The organism is Sphingomonas sp. P4_G3 (assembly GCF_056401105.1).
Genome location: NZ_JBFUJZ010000010.1, coordinates 79,984 through 100,520, shown reverse-complemented (window position 1 = coordinate 100,520; position 20,537 = coordinate 79,984). Strand labels below are relative to the sequence as shown.

Sequence of the window (20,537 nt, the reverse complement as noted above, 5' to 3'; positions counted from 1 at the left end):
TATCGTCGAGAGGTCTCAGATCTCTACCTGGCTCCCCACCTCGACCACGCGATTGGTCGGCAGGCGGAAGAATTCCATCGCGCTTTCGGCGTTGCGGAGCATCCAGGCGAACAGCTTTTCGCGCCAGATCGCCATGCCGGGCTTGCTCGACGGCAAAAGAGTCTGCCGTGCGAGGAAGAAGCTGGTGTCCATCATCTTGAACTTGTCGCCGCAGCCGGTGACCAACGCCAATGCCGCCGGCACGTCGGGCTCCTCCATGAAGCCATAGCGCAGCACCAGGCGGTGGAAGCCGTGTCCGAGATGATCGAGCTTCACCCGCTCGGCCTGACGCACGAACGGCACGTCGGCGATCTTCACCGTCAGCAGGATGATGCGCTCGTGCAGCACCTTGTTGTGCTTGAGGTTGTGGAGCAGCGCGTGCGGCACGCCATCGGCCGTCGAAGTCATGAACACTGCAGTGCCGGGCACGCGCGTCGCCGACGTGGCGGCCGACGAGATGAACACCTTGATCGGCATCGCCGCCTCGCGCAGCCGCGCCATCATCAGCTGCCGCCCCTTGGCCCAGGTCGTCAGGATGGTGAAGACGATCAGCCCGACCAGGAGTGGGAACCAGCCGCCGTCCGGGATCTTGGTGAGGTTGGCAGTCAGATAGGCGCCGTCGACCAGGAAGAAGAGCCCGAGCAGCGGGATCGCCGCCCATTTCGGCCAATTCCACAAGCGGAACAACACGACCGCCAACAGGCAGGTATCGATCGTCATCGCGCCGGTGACGGCGATGCCATACGCGCTGGTCAGGTTGGAGGAGGTGCGGAAGAACAGCACCAGGATGATGACCATCGTCATCAGCATCCAGTTGATCAGCGGGATATAGATCTGTCCGGCCGTCGCCGCGCTGGTATGCTCGATCCTGAGGCGGGGCACGAAACCGAGCTGGATCGCCTGTTGCGTCACCGAGAAGGCGCCCGAGATCACCGCCTGCGACGCGATCACGGCGGCGGCGGTGGCCAGGATGACCAGCGGCAGCTGCAGCCAGACCGGCGCCAAGAGGTAGAACGGGCTTTCCAGCGCCTGCGTCCCGTCGCGCGTCAGCAGCGCCGCCTGCCCCATATAATTGAGGATCAGCGCCGGGAGCACGAAGCACAGCCACGACATGCCGATCGGCTTGCGCCCGAAATGCCCCATATCGGCATAGAGCGCCTCGGCACCGGTCACCGCCAGCACCACCGACCCCAAAGCGAGGAACGCACGGACGGGATCGAGCAGGAAGAATTCGACGGCATAGGTTGGCGAGAATGCCCACAGCACTTCCGGCGTCTCGGCGATGCTGAGCGCACCGAGCAGCGCGATCGTCAGGAAATAGAACAGCATGATCGGGCCGAAGAACAACCCCACCCGCGCCGTGCCGCTCTGCTGGATCGCGAAAAGGAAGATCAGGATCGCGATCGCGATCGGCAGCACGAAATGCGCCATGCCGGGCTGCGCCACCGCAAGGCCCTCGACCGCCGACAACACCGACACCGCCGGGGTGATCATCGAATCGCCATAGAAGAGCGAGGTCGCGAACACGCCGAGCAGGACGATCCCCGCGGTCCATCTCTTGGTCTGCGCCTTGCTGGAAATGAGCGCGAGCAGGGCCAGGCTGCCGCCCTCGCCCTTATTGTCGGCGCGCATGATGATCGCGACGTACTTGATCGTCACCACCACCATCATCGACCAGAACATCAGGCTGGTGACGCCCATGATGTGGGCATGATCGAGGCTGAGCTTGTGATGCCCGGCGAAGGTCTCGCGGAAGGCATAAAGCGGGCTGGTGCCGATATCGCCGAACACGATGCCGATCGCGCCGACGGCGAGCTTGATCAGCCCGTCATTGCCATGCGCATGCGCGTGCCCGGCGTGCGCGTCATCGGCGTGCCCGTCGGTTACTGCGATGGAAGGAGTGGCTGCGCTCACGGCAGTCGCCGCGCGTTCGCACGAAAGGTCATGATGACCGTATGAAGCCCCTGTTTACGGTGGCGGCGCCCTAGCATTGCACAGGAACGCCCGCAACGACGCATTGGATGCGCTGGCTCGTTATGGGTCAGCCGGCCGCTCACGGGCGACGGATAACCTCGCGAATGACGAAATGCGACGCCAGCCGCGTCACGCCCGGCAGGCGCGACAGCGTCTCGCGGTGGATCCGCTCGAAACTGTCGTCGCGCGTCACCTCGACATGGAGCATGTAGTCGGCCTCGCCGCTCATCAGGAAACAATCGCGTACTTCCGGACATTCTTTAATCTCTGCCTCGAATGCCGCCATCGTCTCCTGCCGCTGGTCGCGGAGCGTGACGTTGACCATGACCACCGCGGGGTGCCCCCGCGCCTCATGCGACAGCACCGCGCGAAACCCAGCGATCAGCCCGCGGTCGCACAAGCTGCCGACGCGGCGATGCGCCGCGCTTCCCGACAGGCCTACCGCCTCGCCGAGTTCCGCACTTGTCAGGTCCGAATTGACGACGAGTTGTTTGAGGATCTTGCGATCGAGATGGTCGAGCATTTTTCTCTCACATGTATATAATCACGCAAACATATCCTGCCAGGGGCCGCATCTGTCAAAAAAATTGCGAACCTCTCTCGGCTTTTCGGCGCTATTTGCATGACAACCCCTTTCAGGAGAGTTCGCATGCGAGTCGGTGTCCCCAAGGAAATCAAGAATCACGAATATCGCGTCGGCCTGACCCCGTCGTCGGTCGCCGAGCTCCACGCCGCCGGTCACGAGGTGATCGTCGAAACCCAGGCGGGCATGGGCATCGATTTCCAGGACCAGGCCTATATCGACGCCGGCGCGCGGATCGTGCCCGACGCCGGGACCGTGTTCGCCGAATCGGACATGATCGTGAAGGTCAAGGAGCCGCAGCCGCAGGAAGTGGCGATGCTCGAACCGCGGCATGTGCTGTTCACCTATCTCCACCTCGCCGCCGACAAGCCGCAGGCCGAGGGTCTGATGAAGTCGGGCGCCACCTGCATCGCTTACGAGACCGTCACCGCGGCGCGCGGCGGCCTGCCGCTCCTGAAGCCGATGTCCGAAGTCGCCGGCCGCATGTCGATCCAGGTCGGCGCGCATTATCTCGAAAAGGAACAGGGCGGCCGCGGTGTGCTGCTCGGTGGTGTTCCGGGCGTGGCGCCGGCCAAGGTCGCGATCCTCGGTGGCGGCGTGTCGGGCATCAATGCCGCCCAGATGGCCGTTGGCATGCGCGCCGACGTTACCATCTACGACATCAACAATGACCGCCTGGCCGAGCTCGACATGTTCTTCTCGAGCCAGATCAAGACGCAATATGCCTCGAAGGCGGCGATCGCGCAGGCGGTGAAGAACGCGCATCTTGTGATCGGCGCGGTGCTGGTCCCCGGGGCGGCGGCGCCGAAGCTCGTCACGCGCGACATGGTCAAGACGATGAAGCGCGGCTCGGTGCTGGTCGACATCGCGATCGACCAGGGCGGCTGCTTCGAGACCAGCCATGCCACGACGCATGAGGATCCGGTGTTCGAGGTCGACGGCGTGATCCATTATTGCGTCGCCAACATGCCCGGCGCGGTCGCGCGGACCAGCGCGTTCGCGCTCAACAACGCCACCCTGCCCTTCGCGCTCAAGCTCGCCAAGCTCGGCGCGGAAGGGGCGATGAAGGCGGACCCACACCTCGCCAACGGCCTCAACGTCTATAAGGGCAAGATCACGCACGAAGCGGTGGCCGAAGCGCTCGACCTTCCGTTCGAGGCCTGGCACGCCTGATCGGGCGAACAAGCCCGCTTTGACGATCCGCCCCGCGCGCTCAGCGTTGGGCGGATTGCTCGCGGGCGATTTCGGCGAGCAGCATGTCAAGCAAGGCCAGCCGCCGCACGATCTCGTCGCGATAGCTGGCATTCTTGGGGGTCAGATCCAGCGCGTGCTTCCATAGCGGTCGCGCCTTGGCGAATTCACCGGCGCGAATATAGGCCAGGCCGAGGAACAAGGGCGGCCCCGGATTCTGCGGCGACAGCATCATCGCGCGGCGATAGGCGAGCAGCGCCGCGGGCGACACCACGCCGCGATCGTGCAGCGCGATGACGTTGCCGAGTTCGCTCCACATCGCCGCATTCCGCGGGGCATAATCGACCCCGCCGGTCAACGCGCGCGCGGCGAAGTCGGGATCGCCATTGGCCAGCGCGACGTCCGAAATCCCGAAATACATCGACTCGCCACCGAAGCGGCCGAAAAAGGTATCGCGCAGCTTCTTATAGGCTTCGCTCGGCGGCAACTTGACCGCATCGGCCGCCACGGGTTGCGCCGCGAGGTCGGGCTGCCCCTGCCAGGCATAACCGGCCGCGCCCAGCATCAGCGCGGCACCGGCCAGCGGCCACAGCGTCCGCGGCAGGCGCAACACGGCAAGCAATGCCGCCGTGGTCAGCCCGATCAGCGCGAGCATGATCCAGCCCATCAGCGCTTCCTCCTGAAGCTCGACCGCGCGATCGCGATTCCGATCGCGAGCAGCACGAACGGCGCCGCCCAGAGCGGCCAGGTCGCGCCGCCCAGTGGCGGGTCATAGCTGATATAATCGCCATAACGCTGGATCAGCCAGGCACGCACCTGCTCCGGACTCTCGCCGCTCTTGATCCGTTGCCGGATCAGCGAGCGCATATTGGCGGCGATGTCGGCATTGCTGTCGGCGATCGATTGCCCTTGGCATTCGACGCAGCGGATCGTCCCCATCAGCGCCTTGGCCTGCGCTTCCTGCGCGGGATCGCTGAGCTGGGTGTCGGCGAGCGGGGCTTGCTGGGCAAGCGCGGGCGTGGCGAAGGAGATGGCCGCCGCTGCTCCCAAGAGGAGTCCCGAAAGGACAACCGTCACCCCGGCCTTGTGCCGGGGTCCACCGGGCCGCAAGCGCGAGCCATTCGATTCCAGCCAACTCGCCCGCCGACTGGTGGATGCCGGCACAAGGCCGGCATGACGGTTGCGATTGTCGGATCGCTCTCCTCCATCGTCATGCCGGGCTTGTCCCGGCATCCACCGTGCCGCAGATTCACGGCCATGCGAGAGCGCGATCCCTGCGTTTACATCATGGCCAGCGGTTTCAACGGCACGCTGTATATCGGCGTGACGTCGAACCTTATCGGCAGGGTCATGCAGCATCGCGACGGGATCTTCGAGGGTTTCACCAAGCGATACGGTGTCAAACGCCTCGTCTGGTTCGACACGGCCGACACGATGGAGGTCGTGATCGCCGCCGAGAAGCGGATCAAGAAGTGGCCGCGCGACTTCAAGAAGAACCTTATCGAGCGCGACAATCCCAGATGGGAGGATCTCGCCGTCGGACTCGGCCTCCCGCCCCTGGGATAGTGGCGCGGTGGATGCCGGCACAAGGCCGGCATGACGGTTGGAGAGACTCATCGCATCCCCCGCCACGTCTTGAGAATGTCGTCGACCTGATCCGGCTGCAAATTGCTGACATATTGCCGCACGATCCGCCCGCGCCCGTCGACCAGGAAGGTCTCCGGCACGCCCGACGATCCCAGGGCGATCTGCACCTGGCTGGCCTTGTCGTTGCCGATCCGCTGATAGGGATCGCCGTTGCGATCGAGAAATTTCTGCACCGCCTCGGGCGTGTCGTTGATCGCCACACCGTCGATCGCCACACCGGCCGCTTTCAGCTTCATCAGCTCCGGTGCCTCGGCGATGCACGGCACGCACCAGCTGGCGAAGACATTGATCAGGCGCGGCTTGCCGCCGCCGAAGCTGGTGCGCGCGACCCCCGGCTTGGCCGGTAGCATTGCGGGCAACGCGAAATCGGGCAGCGGCTTGTCGACCATCGCCGAGCGAACGGTACGGTCCGCCGGCTTGAACAGGCCGAGCGCGACCAGCCCGAACAACGCCGCGAACAGCGCAAGCGGTAGCCAGAGCAGCACGCGCCTCACGCGACTGCCTCCTCATAATCCTCGTAAACAGCGCGCTTGCGGCGCCGGATCCGACCGAAGAACGACAAGACGCCGCCCAGGCCGATCAGGGCCCCACCCAGCCAGATCAGGGTCACGAACGGCTTCCACCACAAGCGGACCTGCCATCCGCCTTTACCGTCGGGCTGACCGAGCACGGTGTAGAGCTGGCCATCAAGCCGCGTCGCGATCGCGCTTTCGCTGGTCGATGTCGGCGGGCTGGCAAAGAAGCGCGACTCCGGCGACAGCATGAACGGTGCGCCCTCGCCGCGGCGAATGCTGAGATCGGCGGCGATCGCCGACCAATTCGGTCCGACCGCCGGACGGATACCGGTCATCGTCACCAGATACGGCCCGACCGACCGCGTCTCGCCCTGGCGCAACACCGCCAAGGTCTCCTTGGTGAAGGCGCTATCGCTCGCCATTCCGGCCAGGCTCACCGCGACGCCCAGATGCGCGACCACCATGCCCCAGGTGAAGAGCGGGGTACGGCGCAAATTCCGCCCCCATAACGGCGCGACGCTCGCTACCGCGAGCCCTGCGGCCAGCACCAGCGCCGCCAGCGGCAGGAGTCCCGCACCCCAGGCGAACGGTACCAGCACGATCAGCGCCGCGCATGATGCCGCGACAGGCCAGGTCATCCGTTTGAGCAGTGCCTGCGGCTCGTCGCGCCGCCAGCGCAACAGCGGCCCGATCGCGATGAACATGGCTAGCGCCAGCGCCACCGGCCCCGCGGTTTTGTCGAAAAACGGCTTACCGACCGACAATTGCACGCCCCAGCCCGCCGCGGCGAGCGGATAGAGCGTGCCGATCAGCACGATCCCCAGGATCACCGACAGGAGCAGGTTGTTGACCACCAGCGCGCCCTCGCGGCTGACCAGCGCGAAGGTGTTACCCTGCCGGACAGTGCCGATCCGCGCGGCGAACAGCACCAGCGCACCGCCGATATAGATCGCCAGCAACGCCAGCAGGAACGCGCCGCGCTTCGGGTCGACGGCAAAGGCATGGACACTGGTCAGAATGCCCGAGCGGACCAGGAACGTCCCGATCATGCTCATCGAAAAGGCGACCACCGCCAACATGATCGTCCAGGCGCGCAAGCCGTCGCGCGTCGCCAGCACCGACACCGAATGGAGCAAGGCAGTTGCCGCCAGCCACGGCATCAGGCTGGCATTCTCGACCGGATCCCAGAACCACCAGCCGCCCCAGCCGAGCTCGTAATAGGCCCAATAGCTTCCGGCGGTGATGCCGATCGTCAGGAAGATCCAGGCGCCGAGCACCCAGGGACGCATCGCGCGGGCAAAGGCCGGCCCGACATCGCGCGTGACCAGCGCACCGACCGCGAACGAAAAGGCGACCGAGATGCCGACATAGCCGACGTACAAGGTCGGCGGATGGAACGCCAAGCCGGGATCCTGGAGCAACGGGTTGAGGCCGTTGCCGTCGGGCGGCGACGGAAACAGCCGCGCGAACGGGTTGGAGGCGAACAGCAGGAAGGCGTAGAACCCCATCGCGATCAGTGCCTGCGCGCCGATCGTCGCGTTGAGCGTCCGTTGATCGAGCCGCCGTTCGAAGATCGCCACCGCCCCACCGGCCAGCCCGAGGATCGTCACCCAGAGCAGCATCGATCCTTCGTGATTCCCCCAGGCGCCGGCGATCTTGTAGATCATCGGCTTGAGCGAATGGCTGTTCTCGGCGACCAGCAGCACCGACATGTCGGACTGGACGAACACCAGGATCAGGCACAACATCGCGAGCCCGGTCAGCAGTCCTTGCGCGATCGCCACCGGGCGTACGGCGCGCGCCATTTCCGCGCGGCCGCCGAGCACGGCGCTCGACGCCAGCACGAGCTGCAACACCGCCATGACGGCGGCGAGCCACAACGCGGCCAGTCCCCCCTCGGCGATCATTGCTTGAGCGACCTCGTCTCGTGCAGCTTGCCGGCCATTTCGGGCGGCTGATATTTCTCGTCATGTTTGGCGAGCAAGTTGGTCGCGACGAAGCTGCCGTCGGGCTGGAATTGCCCCTCGGCGACCACGCCCGATTTCTCGCGGAACAGATCGGGCGCGATGCCCTTGAAGCTCACCGGCGTAGTGGCGGCGCCATCAGTCACCACGAAATCGAGCGTCACGCCGTCGGCGGCGCGCTTGATCGACCCGGCCTCGACCAGACCGCCGAGCCGCACTGCCTTGCCCAGCGGCAGCCCCTGTTTCTTGACGTCGGACGGCGCGTAGAAGAACGACGCCTGGTCCTTCAGCCCCGACAAAGCGAGCCCGCTTGCCCCCGCGATCGCGAGGACCGCCAGCCCCGCGAGCCACAATCGTTGATGTTTTGGCTTCACGTGCGCTCGCGCTCCGCGGCGCGCATCGCGACATAGCTCCACCCGATCAGCGCGATCGTCGCGCCGAGCGTGACGCCATAGGCCGCGGCGACGAACAGCCATTGGTTCATGCCGCCATCCTCCGCATCCGCGCCTCGCGCCGCTCGCGCGCCAGCATCGCGCGCATCCGCATCAGCACGATGCCCGCGAACAGGAAAGTGAAGCCCGACAGCGTGAACCAGAGCGGCCACAACATCGAAGAGTCGATCGTCGAGCTGGTCAGTCCGATGCTTTCGCCCTGATGCAGCGTATTCCACCACACCACCGAATAGCGGATGATCGGCAACAGCACGGTGCCGGCGATGCCATAGATTGCCGGCAGCCGCCCGTCGCCGCCGCGATCGGCATCGGCACGCGCCAGCGCCATATAGGCGAGATAAACGAAGAACAGCAGCAACATGCTGGTCAGCCGCCCGTCCCATTCCCACCAGGTGCCCCAGGTCGGCCGCCCCCAGATCGATCCGGTGGCGAGGCACAGGAACGCGAACACCGCGCCCGGCAAGGCGATCGCGCGCGCGGCGATGCGCGCCAGCGGATGCCGCCAGACGAGATAGGACAGGCTGGCGATCGCGATCCCGCTCCACCCGCCCATGCCGAGCCACGCGGTCGGCACGTGGATATAGAGGATCCGTACGCTGTCGCCCTGCAGATAATCGGCCGGCGTCTGGGTCAGCCCGGCCCAGCAGCCGAACACGGTCAGCAGCACGCCCGACAGCAAGAAGGCCGGCGTCAGCGGACGCGCCAGACGCAGGAAACGCGCGGGATTCGCAAGGGCATGAAGGCTGGCCACGATGGCGCTCGAATAGGGCAAGAATCGCGGGACGTCACTACGGGTTCGCCCGCAATGGCGCAGACCGGTTTTCTCCCTCTCGACGCTGCGCGCACGACCCCCTAAGCATCGCGAGAGGGGAAGATTTCATGCGCAATCCATTGGTCCAAGCCGCGGCATTGGCGCTCGCCTGGCCGTCGATCTGCTTCGCGCAGAACGTGGCTTCTCCGCCCGACCCGCAGACCGTCGTCGTACCCGACCTGTCCCGGTCGAGCGATCCAGAGGTCGTCGCAAACGGCTGGAAATATTTTTTCTTTCAGAAGAACGGCGTCAGTTACGCCGAGGCCTATGACGACCTGACCGACTGTTATCGTTTCCTCCAGCCCAATAGCTGGGCGTCGGTCAAGCTGAACCGTTTCGTACCGTGGAACGACAAGCCGGGCCGCAAGGTCGATTATATTCCCAATCCGTACGGCCTGGTCGGCGACCTGCTCGGCGCGATGGTAGAAGGTACGATGGCGCGTCGCGATCTGCAGGCGAAGATGCGCCGCTGTATGGAGCCGCGCGGTTACACTCGATACGGCGTCGCGGAAGAAGTCTGGGAGACCGTAACCAAGCGTCCGACGGAACAGTCGATCGCCATCCAGGCCAAGATCGCGTCCAGCCCCAGCTTCGGTGGAAAGGTACCGGTGAAATGATCCGAATGTTCCTGGGCCTGATGCTGACACTGCTATACTTCGTGCCGGTCGCTCATGCGCAGTCGGGCGACGAGATGGTCGAGGTCACCGCGGGTAAACCGCTCGAGCTGCGCGCTGATCGAGCCTATATTCTGTTCCGCACAAATTCGGTGGGAGTGGCGCCGGTCTTTCTGCGCATCCCCACCGACGCGGAAATGAAGGAATTCGATGCCGCGAAAAGGGCTGCTTTCGCGAAAGCGGAGCCCAACCTCGTTAAGAAACGAAACGACCTGATCGCGGCCAGGGATGCCGCCGCCAAGGCTGGCGCGACCTTCGACAAGACCATCCCGCCAGCACCTTCTGTCGACGATTTCAACTTCGTCTACGATAAGATTCGCAACGTCCAAACGGTGAAGATGGGTCGCGCGCTGGAAAAGACCGGCGACGGCCGCACCCTGCTGGTCGAAGTCCGGCCAGGGAATTACGTCGTTTACGGCGTCGGTTTCGGTGATGTCTTCCACACCTGCCTATGTCTGGGCAGCGTTTCGTTTTCGGCGCAGCCGGGCAGGATTGCCGACCTCGGCACTATCCTGATCGCGTCGGCATCCGAGAAATCGGACATTCCCCAGCTTGCCGACGAAACCGGGTTTGGTCCCAGTATGATTGGCCATGTTGTCACCTGGGCTGTGGCTATCCGCCCGGCGACGCCGTCCACCGCACCGCCCGCCCAGTTGGCGGGCAAGCCGGTCGCCCCGGTCGACTATCGCGCCACGGGCAAGTTCGTAGCGGGCTTCTCGTTCAGCGTGAACCGACTGGCTCCGATACCCGGCGTGCTCGGCTATGACCGCGGCAAGGTGCTCGATCTCGCCACCAACAAGGTAGCCGAAAACCAATATTAGCACTGGCTGCGTCAGGGCTGTGAAAGCACGCGCCGTAGCGTCGGATACTTCGCCGCCCGGGCTCCCGCTTTGGCGGGAGCAGATCGACCTCAGCCCCGCCCGATCAGCCGCCGTGCGATCGTATCGGCCACGTCCGAGGCCGGCTGGCCGGTGCGGTCGCTTTCGTCCCACACTTCGATCAGGCGCTCGGGGATCCGCGCGATGCGCGCCTCGACCTCGGCGCGGTCGCCCTGGCCGAGATATTCGAGGCCGACATTGATGATGCCGCCGGCATTGATCACGTAATCGGGCGCATAGAGCACGCCGCGCGCGTGGAGCCGCGAGCCGTCCTCGCGCGTCGCGAGCTGGTTGTTGGCGCCGCCCGCGATCACCTTGGTGTTGAGCGCGGCGATCGTCTCGGCGGTCAGGATCGCGCCCAGCGCATTGGGGCTGACGATATCCGCCTCCAGCGCCAATATCTCTTCGGTCGGCACCGTCGCGGCGCCAAGCTCGGCGGCCAATGCCTTCGCCTTGTCGCCATTGACGTCCGCCAGGGTCAGCTTCGCGTCGTCCGCCGCCAGCAACCGCGCCAGTCCGCCGCCGACACTGCCGACGCCCTGGATCGCGACATGCACGCCGGCCATCGAGTCGACGCCCAGCCCACGCTTCGCCGCCGCCCGGACACCTTGATAGACGCCGCTCGCGGTGAACGGACCCGGATCGCCGCCGGCGCCACCCGCAGCGACCGGCAGGCCCGACACGTGCTTGGTGCGCGTCGCGATGATTTTCATGCTCGCTTCGGACATGCCGACATCCTCGGCCGTCACATAGCGGCCGCCGAGCGACTCGACCGCGGCGCCGAATGCCTCGAGCTGGGCTGGGCTGATCGCCTCGCCCGGCGTCGATGCCAGGACGACGCCTTTGCCGCCACCCAGCGGTAGGCCCGCCATGGCATTCTTATAGCTCATCCCGCGCGACAGCCTGAGCGAGTCGGTGATCGCGCGATTGGCATCGGCATAATGCCAGAAGCGCACCCCGCCCGCCGCCGGGCCGAGATGGGTCGAATGCACCGCGATGATCGCGGTCAGCCCCGCTGCAGGGTCGCGAAACAGATGGACGCCCTCATGGTCGTCGAAATCGGGAAGGTCCCAAACGGAAGTCATGCTGGCTCCGGCGTGGCAAAGAAAATTACGAAGCCGCGTAATATTCTTCTAGAGCGGCGATGGCCAGCCCGAATGCGCCGTGGGCGCGAAATGGCTGGAATAATGGGGCGACCGACGGGACTTGAACCCGCAACATCCGGCATCACAAGCCGACGCTCTAACCAATTGAACTACGATCGCCGTAGAACGCGCGCCCCTAGCGGCACCGACCGGTGCAGGTCAAGGCTGACGACGCCGGATGATTTGGTTAGGCTCGGCATCATGTCGTCCGCCGATGTTTCTTCTCCGGTCAATCTCGGTTCCGGTCACCCGTCCGAGCCCGTCATCGCCCATATCATGGCCCAGCCGGGCGTGCAGCGCACCCCCAGCCCCAAGCTCACCCTGTTCCAGCGGCGCGGCTTCGTCACGCCCGATCTGTGTCAGGCGTTGATCGCGTTGATCGATACGCAGCGGCGACCTTCGACGGTTTCCGATTACAATGGCGACTCCGCTTTTCGGACGAGCGAAACCTGCGACCTCGACGCGGCTATTCCGATCGTCGCCGAGCTCGAACGGCTGATTATCGATTTCATCGGCCTCGACCCCGCGCATGGCGAACCGATCCAGGGTCAGCGTTATGCCGTGGGCCAGGAGTTCAAGGCGCACACCGATTATTTCGAGCCAGGCGGTGTCGACTTTCACACCTTCACCTCGGTCGCCGGCAACCGCACCTGGACCGCGATGATCTATCTGAACGAACCCGATGCCGGCGGCGCGACGCGGTTCAAGACCATCGACAAGATCGTCCAGCCCGAGACCGGCAAATTGCTTTGCTGGAATAATCTGCGCCCTGACGGCAGCCCCAATCCGAGCACCATCCATCAGGGCATGAAGGTCCGCGCGGGCACCAAATATGTCATAACCAAGTGGTTCCGCGAACGCCCCTGGGGCTGGGCGTCGTGACATTGTCGAGCATCGCGCGGAAAGCGGGCGCCGGATTTTCCCCGAAAAACGACGCAACCAAAGATAATTAGAGCAGCGTACGTGCTCCCAATCACGTGTTCCCAGTCCGGGACCGTCACAAGACTTTCATCAAACAGCCACGACTGAGTCACGCAAGTGCAACTGCGCCGACGCAATCCACCCATAGGGGCCAACGCGACGATGTGGCGGGCGGGAATCACCGACTCGCTGAACGATCGTCGTGAACGGACGGACGGCACACAGCCGCCGCATCATCCTGTGGAGCTATTTAAATGGGGATCTCGACCTTGCGGAGCACGCTGCTGGCCAGCGCGCTGATCGCGGTTACCGCTACGCCGGCTTTTGCCGCCGAAGACCCGAAGGCGCCGGCGGCGACTCCCGCCGCCGCGCCGCAGGACGCCGCCGCAGCGCCTTCCGACCAGACCGCCAACAACGACGGCCTGGCCGACATCGTCGTCACCGCGACGAAGCGCACGACCAACCTTCAGAAGACGCCGATCTCGATCAGCGTGCTCGACAGCCAGGCGCTGACCGAACGCCACGTCCTCAGCCTGTTCAACCTGGCCGACGGCTCGGTGCCGTCGTTGCGCGTCGCCACGTTCGAAGCGCGCCAGTCGGCGCTGACCATCGGCATCCGCGGCATCGTCCCTTACGACCAGAACCAGACTGCGCGTGACGGTGGCGTCGGCGTCTATATCGACGGCGTCGCGCTCGGAAAGACGCAGGGCCTCAACGCCGCTTTGTTCGACATCGAGCGGATCGAAGTGCTCAAGGGCCCGCAGGGTACGCTGTTCGGCCGCAATACCGAGGGCGGCGCGCTGTCGCTGGTGACCAAGGCTCCGACCGGCGAACTCGGCGGCCGTATCGAAGGCGGCGTGGGCAATTACGGCAGCCGCACCGGCGAAATCCATCTCGACCTGCCGGCCTTCTACAACATCGCGATCAAGCTCGATGGCGTCTACCAGCACCAGGATCCGACCGTGAAGGATCCGCTCGCCGGCTCCACCGGCTGGAACTATTACGATCGCAAGGGCGGCCGCGCCGCGGCGCGCTGGACCCCGTTCGAGGGTTTCACCGCCGATATCGCGTACGATTACGCCAAGGACGAGAATACGCCGAACTTCAGCCAGCTGCTGAACTACAACCCGAACCACTATACCGTCGGCACCTATACCAATCCGCAGACCGGTGTGCTCGGGACGTCGCTTTTCATTCCGGGTACGGGCGCGGCCGCGCCGACCGCTTGCGGCGGCACCATCACCGCAGCCCAGGCCGCGGCGGGGAAGCCCGCCTGTATCGCCCCCAAGGCGCCGCTCGTCGGCGTGCATCCGGAGCGCCAGACCGTTGCCGATGTCGGCGTGCCGCAGCAGCCGAGCGTCGACATCACTCACGGCGTTTCGGCGAACCTGAAGTATAACGTCGCGCCGTGGCTGGAATTGCGCTCGATCACCGCCTGGCGCGGTGTGAAGACCGATCAGTGGGACAATTCGGGCGGCCCGGAGCGCAGCTCCTTCTCGCCGTTCGTCTTGAACACGGCCAATCCCACGGCGCTCAACACGACCGGGACGTTCAGCCGCTACAGCCTGTCGTTCCTGCAGCAGCACCAGTTCAGCCAGGAATTCCAGGCGGTCGGCAGCTCCAACGGCTTCGATTATGTCGTCGGCGCCTATTATTTCACCGAACACGCGACCGAATATGCGGCTACCCCGCTGACCAATCAGTGGAACGCCGACGGCACAGCCTATACGATCCGCAGTCCGATCGTCACCGGAACGGTGACGGGGGCCAATTCGGGTTATCAGCCCTATGCCGCGTCGTGCAACAATACGCTTGCCGCCACCGTGCCGCAGTTCGCCAACAGCTGCCAGTTCATCACGCGTGCCAGCGAAGCCTATGATCACAATTATTCGGTGTTCGGCAATCTGACCTACACGCCGCAAGGCGCTGACTTCCTGCACTTTACCGCTGGTGGCCGCTGGACCAAGGACAAGCGCCGTGGCCGCTTGTACGTGGTCAACAACGCGCCCCAGGCGTTCACCTTCTCGAACGACATCAGCCGCTTCGATCCGATGTTCAACCTGGCGTTCGATGCGACCAAGGACGTTCATCTCTACGCCAAATATTCGACCGGCTTCCGCGCCGGCGGCGCCAACGATCGGTCGCAGAGTTTCAACGCCTTCGGCCCGGAATCGGTCAAGTCGTATGAAGTCGGTGCGAAGATGGAGTTCCTCGACCACCGGGTTCGCTTGAACCTGGCCGGCTACATCATGGACCGCAAAAATACGCAGTTCGACTTCGATCTGTTCGATACCAACGGCAGCAGCCCGACCAACGGCTCGCATATCGAGCAGACCCAGAATGCGGGTACGAGCAAGATCCGCGGCATCGAAGCAGATCTGACGGTACGGCCGGTCGCCGGGCTGACCCTCGCCGCCTCCTATGCCTATACCTATTGGAAGGCGCCGAGCGCGGTGAACTCGATCACCGGCGGTCTGCCGCAGCAGCTCTACATCGTCTACACGCCGAAGAACGCGGCGTCGGGCTCGATCGATTATTCGGTATCGATCGGCAAGGGCGACACGGCGATCAGCCTCCATCTCGACGCCAATTATGCGAGCAGCCAGTACAGCTTCCAGCTCGAGCCGACGAAGACCGACCCGAGCTTCGTCGTCAACGGCCGCCTCGCACTGACCGACATCGCCATCAACGCGAGCAACAAGGTCACGCTGTCCGTGTGGGCACGCAACCTGCTCGACCACACCTATGTCTATCGCCGCTCGGCAGCGAACTCGACGCCGGTCCTCAACTATAACGGGACCACGCTGGTTTCGACCAATTATGGCGGCATCCTGGGCGACTACGGCAATCTCAATGCGCCGCGGACCTGGGGCTTCGAACTCAGCGCGAAGTTCTGATCGCAAGGTCAGGATAAAAAGGGGAAAGGCGGCTTCCGAAAGGAGGCCGCCTTTTTTTGGCGCTGTTCACACGACTGGCACATTCTGCCTTCCTAACATCCGTTATTTCCTATATCGCGGAAATATGGAAATGAAGGCCGCCGTGACCGCCCTCTCCGCCCTCGCGCATCAGGGCCGTTTGTCCGTGTTTCGCATGCTGGTGCAGGCAGGGCATGGGGGTATTCCGGCCGGTGAGATTGCCCGCCGGCTGGACGTACCGCCCAACTCGCTTTCGGCCAATCTGACCATCCTCAGCCATGCCGGCCTGATCGACAGCGTCCGCGACGGACGGTCGGTCATCTATTCGGCGCGATACGAGGCCATGACGGCGCTGCTGGAATATCTGATGGAAGATTGCTGCGGCGGATCGCCGGAAATCTGCGCGTCGCTCGCCGACACGCTCCTCCGCGGCCGCTGCGGCACAGCGGGCGCGGCATGAGCACGGAACCTACCGTCATTTTGCGAGGTGAGATCGTGACCGACATCATCATCTATCACAATCCCGATTGCGGCACGTCGCGCAACACGCTGGCGATGATCCGCAACGCCGGCATCGAGCCGCACGTCATCGAATATCTCAAGACGCCCCCCTCGCGCGCACTGCTGTCGCAACTGATCGAGCGCGCCGGACTGACGCCTCGCCAAGTGTTGCGCGAGAAGGGCACACCTTATGCCGAACTCGGTCTTGGCGACGAGAGCCTGTCGGACGACGCCTTGATCGACGCGATGATGGACCATCCGATCCTGATCAACCGCCCGCTCGTGGTGTCGCCGCTTGGCGTGCGCCTGTGCCGTCCTTCCGAGGTCGTTCTCGACATCCTGCCGGCGCCGCAGCGCGGCTCCTTCGCCAAGGAAGACGGCGAACTGGTTGTCGACGCCGCCGGCCACCGCATTCACTCGTCGTGACGCGGCGGGCAATTCTCGCGGAGGCACTGGGCAGCTTTCTCCTGTTCGCGACAGTCATCGGCTCGGGCATCATGGGCGAACGGCTCGCGGGCGGGAACGTCGCGATCGCGCTGCTCGGCAACACGATCGCGACCGGCGCCATCCTCTTCGTGCTCATCACGATGTTCGGGCCGGTTTCGGGTGCGCACTTCAATCCGGCCGTAACCTTGATCATGCGGCTGCGCGGCGAGATCAGTAGCCGTGTGGCAATGGCCTTTGTCGCGGCTCAGCTTGGCGGCGGTATCCTGGGCGTCTGGGTCGCGCACCTGATGTTCGACCTGCCCATCCTCGAACTGTCGACGAAGGTCCGTGCGGGACCGGGCCAATTGGCGGGCGAAGCAATCGCCACGTTCGGGCTCATCCTGACGATCCTGGGGACCGTGCGGATGCGGCCGACTGCCGTTTCCACAAGCGTGGCGCTTTATATTAGCGCTGCTTACTGGTTCACTTCCTCGACCAGCTTCGCCAATCCGGCGATCACCGTCGCCCGGTCGCTGAGCGACAGTTTCGCCGGAATTGCCCCGGCCTATGTTCCGGGGTTCATCGCAGCGCAACTGGTCGGCGCGATCGCGGCCCTCTTCGTGGGCAGCGCGCTCTTCGCGGGGCCGTCGCACGAGACTTCGTGAACGGCGTCACGTTTTCGCGCCTTGCTCAACGACACCAAGATTTCTTGCGTCTGGCCCTTCCAGCGCCGCCTCTTTCGTCAAGGAGCTCAAATGAGCCACGTCCGCATTCTGCCTGATCCCCATCACCTCCCCGCGCTCGATCCGACCTTCGCGATGCCACGACCTGGGCTCGGGCTTGGCGACGATCAGCCGCCACCGCGTATTCTCTTGCTCTATGGCTCGCTGCGAGAACGCTCATTTTCGCGCCTCGCGGTGGAAGAGGCGGCCCGGCTTCTCCAGTTTTTCGGCGCGGAAATCCGGATTTTCGACCCTTCCGATCTCCCCCTGCCCGATCAGATACCCGGCGACGATCATCCCGCGGTCAACGAGCTCCGCGACTTGTCGATATGGTCGGAAGGCCATGTCTGGTGCAGCCCCGAACGCCACGGCCAGATCACTGGCCTGATGAAAGCGCAGATCGATCATCTGCCGCTCGAGTCGAAGGGCATGCGCCCTACCCAGGGGCGTACCCTCGCGGTGATGCAGGTGTCCGGCGGATCGCAATCGTTCAACGCGGTCAACACGATGCGGCTATTGGGGCGATGGATGCGGATGTACACCATCCCCAACCAATCCTCGGTCGCGATGGCGTATAAGGAGTTCGACGAGGCCGGCCGGATGAGACCGTCCAGTTATTACGATCGCATCGTCGACGTGATGGAGGAACTGGTCCGCTTCACCATTCTACTGCGTCCGCACGCGGTGCAATTGGTCGATCGTTACTCGGAACGGAAGGCCGCCGGCATCACCGTCGATCCTGTCGCCGACATTTGATTGGCGACACCGAAAGCGGTCCCGCTGGCCCGTGCGCTAGGCGCGCGCGGTCATCAGCATCTCGGTCAGCGCTGCGGCGGTATGGCGAAGCTCTCTGCGCCGGGCATATTCGACGATATGCGCCGCGCGGCTCTGATACTCGACGATCAGGTCCCGCAGGCCGAGCACTGGCAGGCCCCAGATGAAGCTCAGCAACGGCCGCTCGCGCACGCGCTTGGCAACGATCTCGATCGCCAGTGGATGATAGGGAGCGAATGGTTCGATCGTCTGCGGATCGGCCCAGAAGATCCTGAGAGTCCCCGGCACGGTTTCGTCGAGGTAGAATAACGGCGCCGGTTGCGCTGCGATATAATTGCGTACCAGTGGCGCCACCAGCTCCATCGCGGTCGCCGCGTTGATATGCGCGCCCTCGAAATAGAGCCCGATCGATACCGTCGCCACTTGCTCCAGCTGGGCATTGACGGCGTCCTGATACTCGGCGTGAAGCCTCGCCCCCAGGCTGCCGCCAATCGCGAGCTGCACGTCATATTCGCTTTGCTGGTTGAACACCGAGGCGTCGTAGACCGTGCGGATCAACGCTTCGATCGCGTCGCGATGCGCCGCGATCAATGCCGCCCGACCGGCGAAATTGGCCTGCAGCCGATCCGACATCCACTGACCGAACCCGATCGCATCGGCCATCGGCGCGGCATTGACCGGCAGGGTGAAGCGGAAATTGGGCGGATAGTCGGCCAGCACCTCTTCGTTTGGCATCCACTCGGCAAAGAAGGCCGCAAATTCCTGCGCGAGGCCGGGGTCGCTGCGCATCTCATAGGCGACCGCGAATTCGTCGAGCAGCACGATCAAGGCATAGCGCAACGCCTCCTGTGCGGGTGGTAATTGCTGCGCCACGAACGCGGTCAGCACCGGCGCCACCACGTTCCAGATGGTGAGCGGGATCGATTGCATCGCATGGACAATGACCACGGCGGCCTCATCGCGATCGAGCAGCTCGGCCAGACGTTCGATCCGCTTGCGCGCCTTGCTTGTCGCGCGCGATTCCCTGGCGAAGAATTCGCGGATCATCGTGACATATTCGTCGACATAATAAGCATAACCGGGGATCGGCATGCCCAGTGTCGGACGGATGATATTGTTGTGCAGTTGCGCCCATTGCTCGCGCAGCTCGATCGTGTCGCGGCGCGGCATGCCGACATCGATCAGCTCGGCTTTGCACGCACGGGTGAACGCATTCTCGTAACTCGGCGGCACGTCGGGCGCCTCGTCGACATTGTCCCACGGGGGCTCGGGCGCGTCGTCGGCGAACGGATCGGGCGGCGCGGGCGGCGGCACCGGCAGCGCCTGGAGCGCGGCGGCGTTGGCCGACAGGATCGAATAGAATTCGTCCTTCATCCGCACCAGAGTTTGCAGCACCTGGTTCGAGACGTCACAGTAGAGCGCGTACCAGTCGCCGGGTGCCAGATTGGGGTCGATCAGGATCTGCGTGTCCCAATCGTTGCGCGCATTCTGCGGCTGGCCGAACAAATAGGCGAGCGCGCGGCCGCCCTTGAGGAAGAAGCGCGTATGCTGGTTGGGATCGACCTCGCTGATGGCGAATTCGAGATCGATCATCGCGCGCTCGAGCCACGCGGAGAGCCAGGCCTGGGCATTGAGGATGCCGGTCAGCGCGCTGCTCGCCAGGACCACTTCATCCTCGGTTACCGGCGTGTTGGAGCGGACGCGATAGGCGACGAGTAACCGCGACAGATAGAAGGGCTCGATCACGTAGAACATCTGCACGCTGGCATCGCCCGCCACGGCACGTTCGAGCAGGGTCAGCGCGTTGCCGATATTGGTCAGCACCGCGGGCGCGGTGCCGGCAGCCTGGATCAGCGCCGATGCCTGGTTGATCGACGGGGCATTGACCTGTTCCGGATTGGCCGGCGGCAGGAACGGCTCGCATACGCGCCACGCAGCCGCGCGGGCATCGGCGACGCGGGTCGCGAGCAACGGCGCCGGAATCCCGGCATTGTACATGTCCTTCGCCGCGTTCAATTCGGCCCGGGCATGGCGCAAGGCGTCGCTCGGCAGCGGAAAGCGCTTGCCGCGATACGGCCGGTCGCGCTCGACCCCGAGCAAACGGGGCGAACCGGCCTGGAAGAAATAGAAACCGGCGAGCGCGGCGGATTCGAAGGCGCGTTTCTCGATGGGATCGTTGCCGAGCCGCTCGGCGTCGCGGACGATCGACTGATATTGCGTCTCGAGCGCCTGCATCGGATGGATCGCACCCGCTTCCCAGCCGAACGCCGCATCATGCTGCGGGACCAGGACGATCGGCACCTGCGACTGCGCGGTGGCCATGGTGGCGACGTGCGCGAGCGCCTGGAGCGCGGCATCGCCGGCAGGTGGAAAGGCCATGCCGCTACTCCTTCATTCGATTCGCG

Annotated in this window: 20 protein-coding genes and 1 tRNA gene; 10 read left to right on the top strand and 11 right to left on the bottom strand. The window is 64.5% G+C overall.

Going from position 1 to position 20,537, the window contains the following annotated elements:
* Positions 1-15 precede the first annotated feature (15 nt).
* Both AC1DQQ_RS19415 and AC1DQQ_RS19410 read right to left on the bottom strand, forming a co-directional pair.
* Positions 16-1,953 (bottom strand): potassium transporter Kup, encoded by a 1,938-nt coding sequence (locus AC1DQQ_RS19415; protein WP_478031686.1) that lies wholly within the window; start codon positions 1,951-1,953, stop codon positions 16-18.
* Positions 1,954-2,092: 139 nt separating this feature from the next.
* Positions 2,093-2,536 (bottom strand): Lrp/AsnC family transcriptional regulator, encoded by a 444-nt coding sequence (locus tag AC1DQQ_RS19410; protein WP_478031685.1) that lies wholly within the window; start codon positions 2,534-2,536, stop codon positions 2,093-2,095.
* Between the two features lie 126 nt (positions 2,537-2,662).
* On the opposite strand from AC1DQQ_RS19410, the gene ald reads away from it, so the two are divergent.
* On the top strand, positions 2,663-3,769 hold the full coding sequence (gene ald / locus AC1DQQ_RS19405; protein ID WP_478046420.1) for an alanine dehydrogenase: 1,107 nt from the start codon (positions 2,663-2,665) through the stop codon (positions 3,767-3,769).
* A gap of 40 nt (positions 3,770-3,809) precedes the next feature.
* On the opposite strand, the gene AC1DQQ_RS19400 is transcribed toward ald, so the two are convergent.
* Together AC1DQQ_RS19400 and AC1DQQ_RS19395 are read right to left on the bottom strand one after the other, a co-directional pair.
* Positions 3,810-4,454 carry a tetratricopeptide repeat protein gene (locus AC1DQQ_RS19400; protein ID WP_478040650.1) on the bottom strand — a complete coding sequence of 215 codons (645 nt, stop codon included), beginning with the start codon at positions 4,452-4,454 and terminating at the stop codon, positions 3,810-3,812.
* Positions 4,454-4,837 (bottom strand): cytochrome c-type biogenesis protein, encoded by a 384-nt coding sequence (locus AC1DQQ_RS19395; RefSeq protein WP_478046418.1) that lies wholly within the window; start codon positions 4,835-4,837, stop codon positions 4,454-4,456. Before AC1DQQ_RS19395 ends, AC1DQQ_RS19400 begins: the two co-directional genes overlap by 1 nt.
* A gap of 207 nt (positions 4,838-5,044) precedes the next feature.
* Here AC1DQQ_RS19395 and AC1DQQ_RS19390 point away from each other — a divergent pair, with 207 nt between their 5' ends.
* A complete protein-coding gene (locus tag AC1DQQ_RS19390) occupies positions 5,045-5,353 on the top strand; it encodes a GIY-YIG nuclease family protein (protein ID WP_478046481.1) in 309 nt (102 codons plus the stop codon).
* 47 nt (positions 5,354-5,400) lie between these two features.
* On the opposite strand, the gene AC1DQQ_RS19385 is transcribed toward AC1DQQ_RS19390, so the two are convergent.
* From AC1DQQ_RS19385 to ccmC, 4 genes are all read right to left on the bottom strand, one after another.
* On the bottom strand, positions 5,401-5,928 hold the full coding sequence (locus AC1DQQ_RS19385) for a redoxin family protein (protein WP_478046416.1): 528 nt from the start codon (positions 5,926-5,928) through the stop codon (positions 5,401-5,403).
* Positions 5,925-7,856, bottom strand: coding sequence for a heme lyase CcmF/NrfE family subunit (locus AC1DQQ_RS19380; protein WP_478046414.1), 1,932 nt, complete (start codon positions 7,854-7,856; stop codon positions 5,925-5,927). The genes AC1DQQ_RS19385 and AC1DQQ_RS19380 overlap by 4 nt, the downstream gene beginning before the upstream one ends.
* Positions 7,853-8,287 (bottom strand): cytochrome c maturation protein CcmE, encoded by a 435-nt coding sequence (gene ccmE / locus AC1DQQ_RS19375; RefSeq protein WP_478040646.1) that lies wholly within the window; start codon positions 8,285-8,287, stop codon positions 7,853-7,855. The genes AC1DQQ_RS19380 and ccmE overlap by 4 nt, the downstream gene beginning before the upstream one ends.
* A 106-nt stretch (positions 8,288-8,393) precedes the next feature.
* Positions 8,394-9,116 carry a heme ABC transporter permease CcmC gene (gene ccmC / locus AC1DQQ_RS19370; RefSeq protein WP_478031677.1) on the bottom strand — a complete coding sequence of 241 codons (723 nt, stop codon included), beginning with the start codon at positions 9,114-9,116 and terminating at the stop codon, positions 8,394-8,396.
* Positions 9,117-9,244: 128 nt separating this feature from the next.
* Between ccmC and AC1DQQ_RS19365 the strand changes: the two genes are divergently transcribed.
* Positions 9,245-9,793, top strand: coding sequence for a hypothetical protein (locus tag AC1DQQ_RS19365; RefSeq protein ID WP_478040645.1), 549 nt, complete (start codon positions 9,245-9,247; stop codon positions 9,791-9,793).
* Between the two features lie 5 nt (positions 9,794-9,798).
* Positions 9,799-10,671 (top strand): hypothetical protein, encoded by an 873-nt coding sequence (locus AC1DQQ_RS19360; protein ID WP_478040644.1) that lies wholly within the window; start codon positions 9,799-9,801, stop codon positions 10,669-10,671.
* Between the two features lie 89 nt (positions 10,672-10,760).
* Here AC1DQQ_RS19360 and AC1DQQ_RS19355 read toward each other — a convergent pair whose 3' ends face one another.
* Both AC1DQQ_RS19355 and AC1DQQ_RS19350 read right to left on the bottom strand, forming a co-directional pair.
* Positions 10,761-11,813, bottom strand: a complete 1,053-nt coding sequence (locus AC1DQQ_RS19355) for a Leu/Phe/Val dehydrogenase (protein WP_478046412.1) — start codon at positions 11,811-11,813, stop codon at positions 10,761-10,763.
* A gap of 103 nt (positions 11,814-11,916) precedes the next feature.
* Positions 11,917-11,993: transfer RNA gene (locus AC1DQQ_RS19350), tRNA-His, on the bottom strand.
* 81 nt (positions 11,994-12,074) lie between these two features.
* Here AC1DQQ_RS19350 and AC1DQQ_RS19345 point away from each other — a divergent pair.
* The 6 genes from AC1DQQ_RS19345 to arsH all read left to right on the top strand — a co-directional run bounded on the left by AC1DQQ_RS19345 (position 12,075) and on the right by arsH (position 18,114).
* A complete protein-coding gene (locus AC1DQQ_RS19345) occupies positions 12,075-12,755 on the top strand; it encodes a prolyl hydroxylase family protein (protein WP_478046410.1) in 681 nt (226 codons plus the stop codon).
* Between the two features lie 293 nt (positions 12,756-13,048).
* Positions 13,049-15,691, top strand: a complete 2,643-nt coding sequence (locus AC1DQQ_RS19340) for a TonB-dependent receptor (RefSeq protein ID WP_478046408.1) — start codon at positions 13,049-13,051, stop codon at positions 15,689-15,691.
* 130 nt (positions 15,692-15,821) lie between these two features.
* The gene (locus AC1DQQ_RS19335; RefSeq protein ID WP_478046406.1) at positions 15,822-16,169 is read left to right on the top strand and encodes an ArsR/SmtB family transcription factor; all 348 of its coding nucleotides are present in this window, start codon (positions 15,822-15,824) and stop codon (positions 16,167-16,169) included.
* On the top strand, positions 16,166-16,636 hold the full coding sequence (arsC, locus tag AC1DQQ_RS19330) for an arsenate reductase (glutaredoxin) (RefSeq protein WP_478046404.1): 471 nt from the start codon (positions 16,166-16,168) through the stop codon (positions 16,634-16,636). Before AC1DQQ_RS19335 ends, arsC begins: the two co-directional genes overlap by 4 nt.
* Complete coding sequence (locus AC1DQQ_RS19325) at positions 16,633-17,301, top strand: aquaporin (RefSeq protein ID WP_478046402.1); 669 nt, start codon at positions 16,633-16,635, stop codon at positions 17,299-17,301. Before arsC ends, AC1DQQ_RS19325 begins: the two co-directional genes overlap by 4 nt.
* A 90-nt stretch (positions 17,302-17,391) precedes the next feature.
* Positions 17,392-18,114 (top strand): arsenical resistance protein ArsH, encoded by a 723-nt coding sequence (gene arsH / locus AC1DQQ_RS19320; protein ID WP_478046400.1) that lies wholly within the window; start codon positions 17,392-17,394, stop codon positions 18,112-18,114.
* A 36-nt stretch (positions 18,115-18,150) separates the two neighbouring features.
* On the opposite strand, the gene AC1DQQ_RS19315 is transcribed toward arsH, so the two are convergent.
* A complete protein-coding gene (locus tag AC1DQQ_RS19315) occupies positions 18,151-20,511 on the bottom strand; it encodes a hypothetical protein (RefSeq protein ID WP_478046398.1) in 2,361 nt (786 codons plus the stop codon).
* Positions 20,512-20,537 lie beyond the last annotated feature (26 nt).

Bases quoted from the DNA above. Each gene is read 5' to 3' on its own strand.
- AC1DQQ_RS19400 (WP_478040650.1), bottom strand. From the start codon at position 4,454: ATGGGCTGGATCATGCTCGCGCTGATCGGGCTGACCACGGCGGCATTG.
- arsC (WP_478046404.1), top strand. From the start codon at position 16,166: ATGAGCACGGAACCTACCGTCATTTTGCGAGGTGAGATCGTGACCGAC.
- arsH (WP_478046400.1), top strand. From the start codon at position 17,392: ATGAGCCACGTCCGCATTCTGCCTGATCCCCATCACCTCCCCGCGCTC.
- AC1DQQ_RS19365 (WP_478040645.1), top strand. From the start codon at position 9,245: ATGCGCAATCCATTGGTCCAAGCCGCGGCATTGGCGCTCGCCTGGCCG.
- AC1DQQ_RS19315 (WP_478046398.1), bottom strand. From the start codon at position 20,511: ATGGCCTTTCCACCTGCCGGCGATGCCGCGCTCCAGGCGCTCGCGCAC.
- AC1DQQ_RS19360 (WP_478040644.1), top strand. From the start codon at position 9,799: ATGTTCCTGGGCCTGATGCTGACACTGCTATACTTCGTGCCGGTCGCT.
- AC1DQQ_RS19410 (WP_478031685.1), bottom strand. From the start codon at position 2,536: ATGCTCGACCATCTCGATCGCAAGATCCTCAAACAACTCGTCGTCAAT.
- AC1DQQ_RS19390 (WP_478046481.1), top strand. From the start codon at position 5,045: ATGCGAGAGCGCGATCCCTGCGTTTACATCATGGCCAGCGGTTTCAAC.
- AC1DQQ_RS19340 (WP_478046408.1), top strand. From the start codon at position 13,049: ATGGGGATCTCGACCTTGCGGAGCACGCTGCTGGCCAGCGCGCTGATC.
- AC1DQQ_RS19335 (WP_478046406.1), top strand. From the start codon at position 15,822: ATGAAGGCCGCCGTGACCGCCCTCTCCGCCCTCGCGCATCAGGGCCGT.
- ald (WP_478046420.1), top strand. From the start codon at position 2,663: ATGCGAGTCGGTGTCCCCAAGGAAATCAAGAATCACGAATATCGCGTC.
- AC1DQQ_RS19380 (WP_478046414.1), bottom strand. From the start codon at position 7,856: ATGATCGCCGAGGGGGGACTGGCCGCGTTGTGGCTCGCCGCCGTCATG.
- AC1DQQ_RS19355 (WP_478046412.1), bottom strand. From the start codon at position 11,813: ATGACTTCCGTTTGGGACCTTCCCGATTTCGACGACCATGAGGGCGTC.
- AC1DQQ_RS19345 (WP_478046410.1), top strand. From the start codon at position 12,075: ATGTCGTCCGCCGATGTTTCTTCTCCGGTCAATCTCGGTTCCGGTCAC.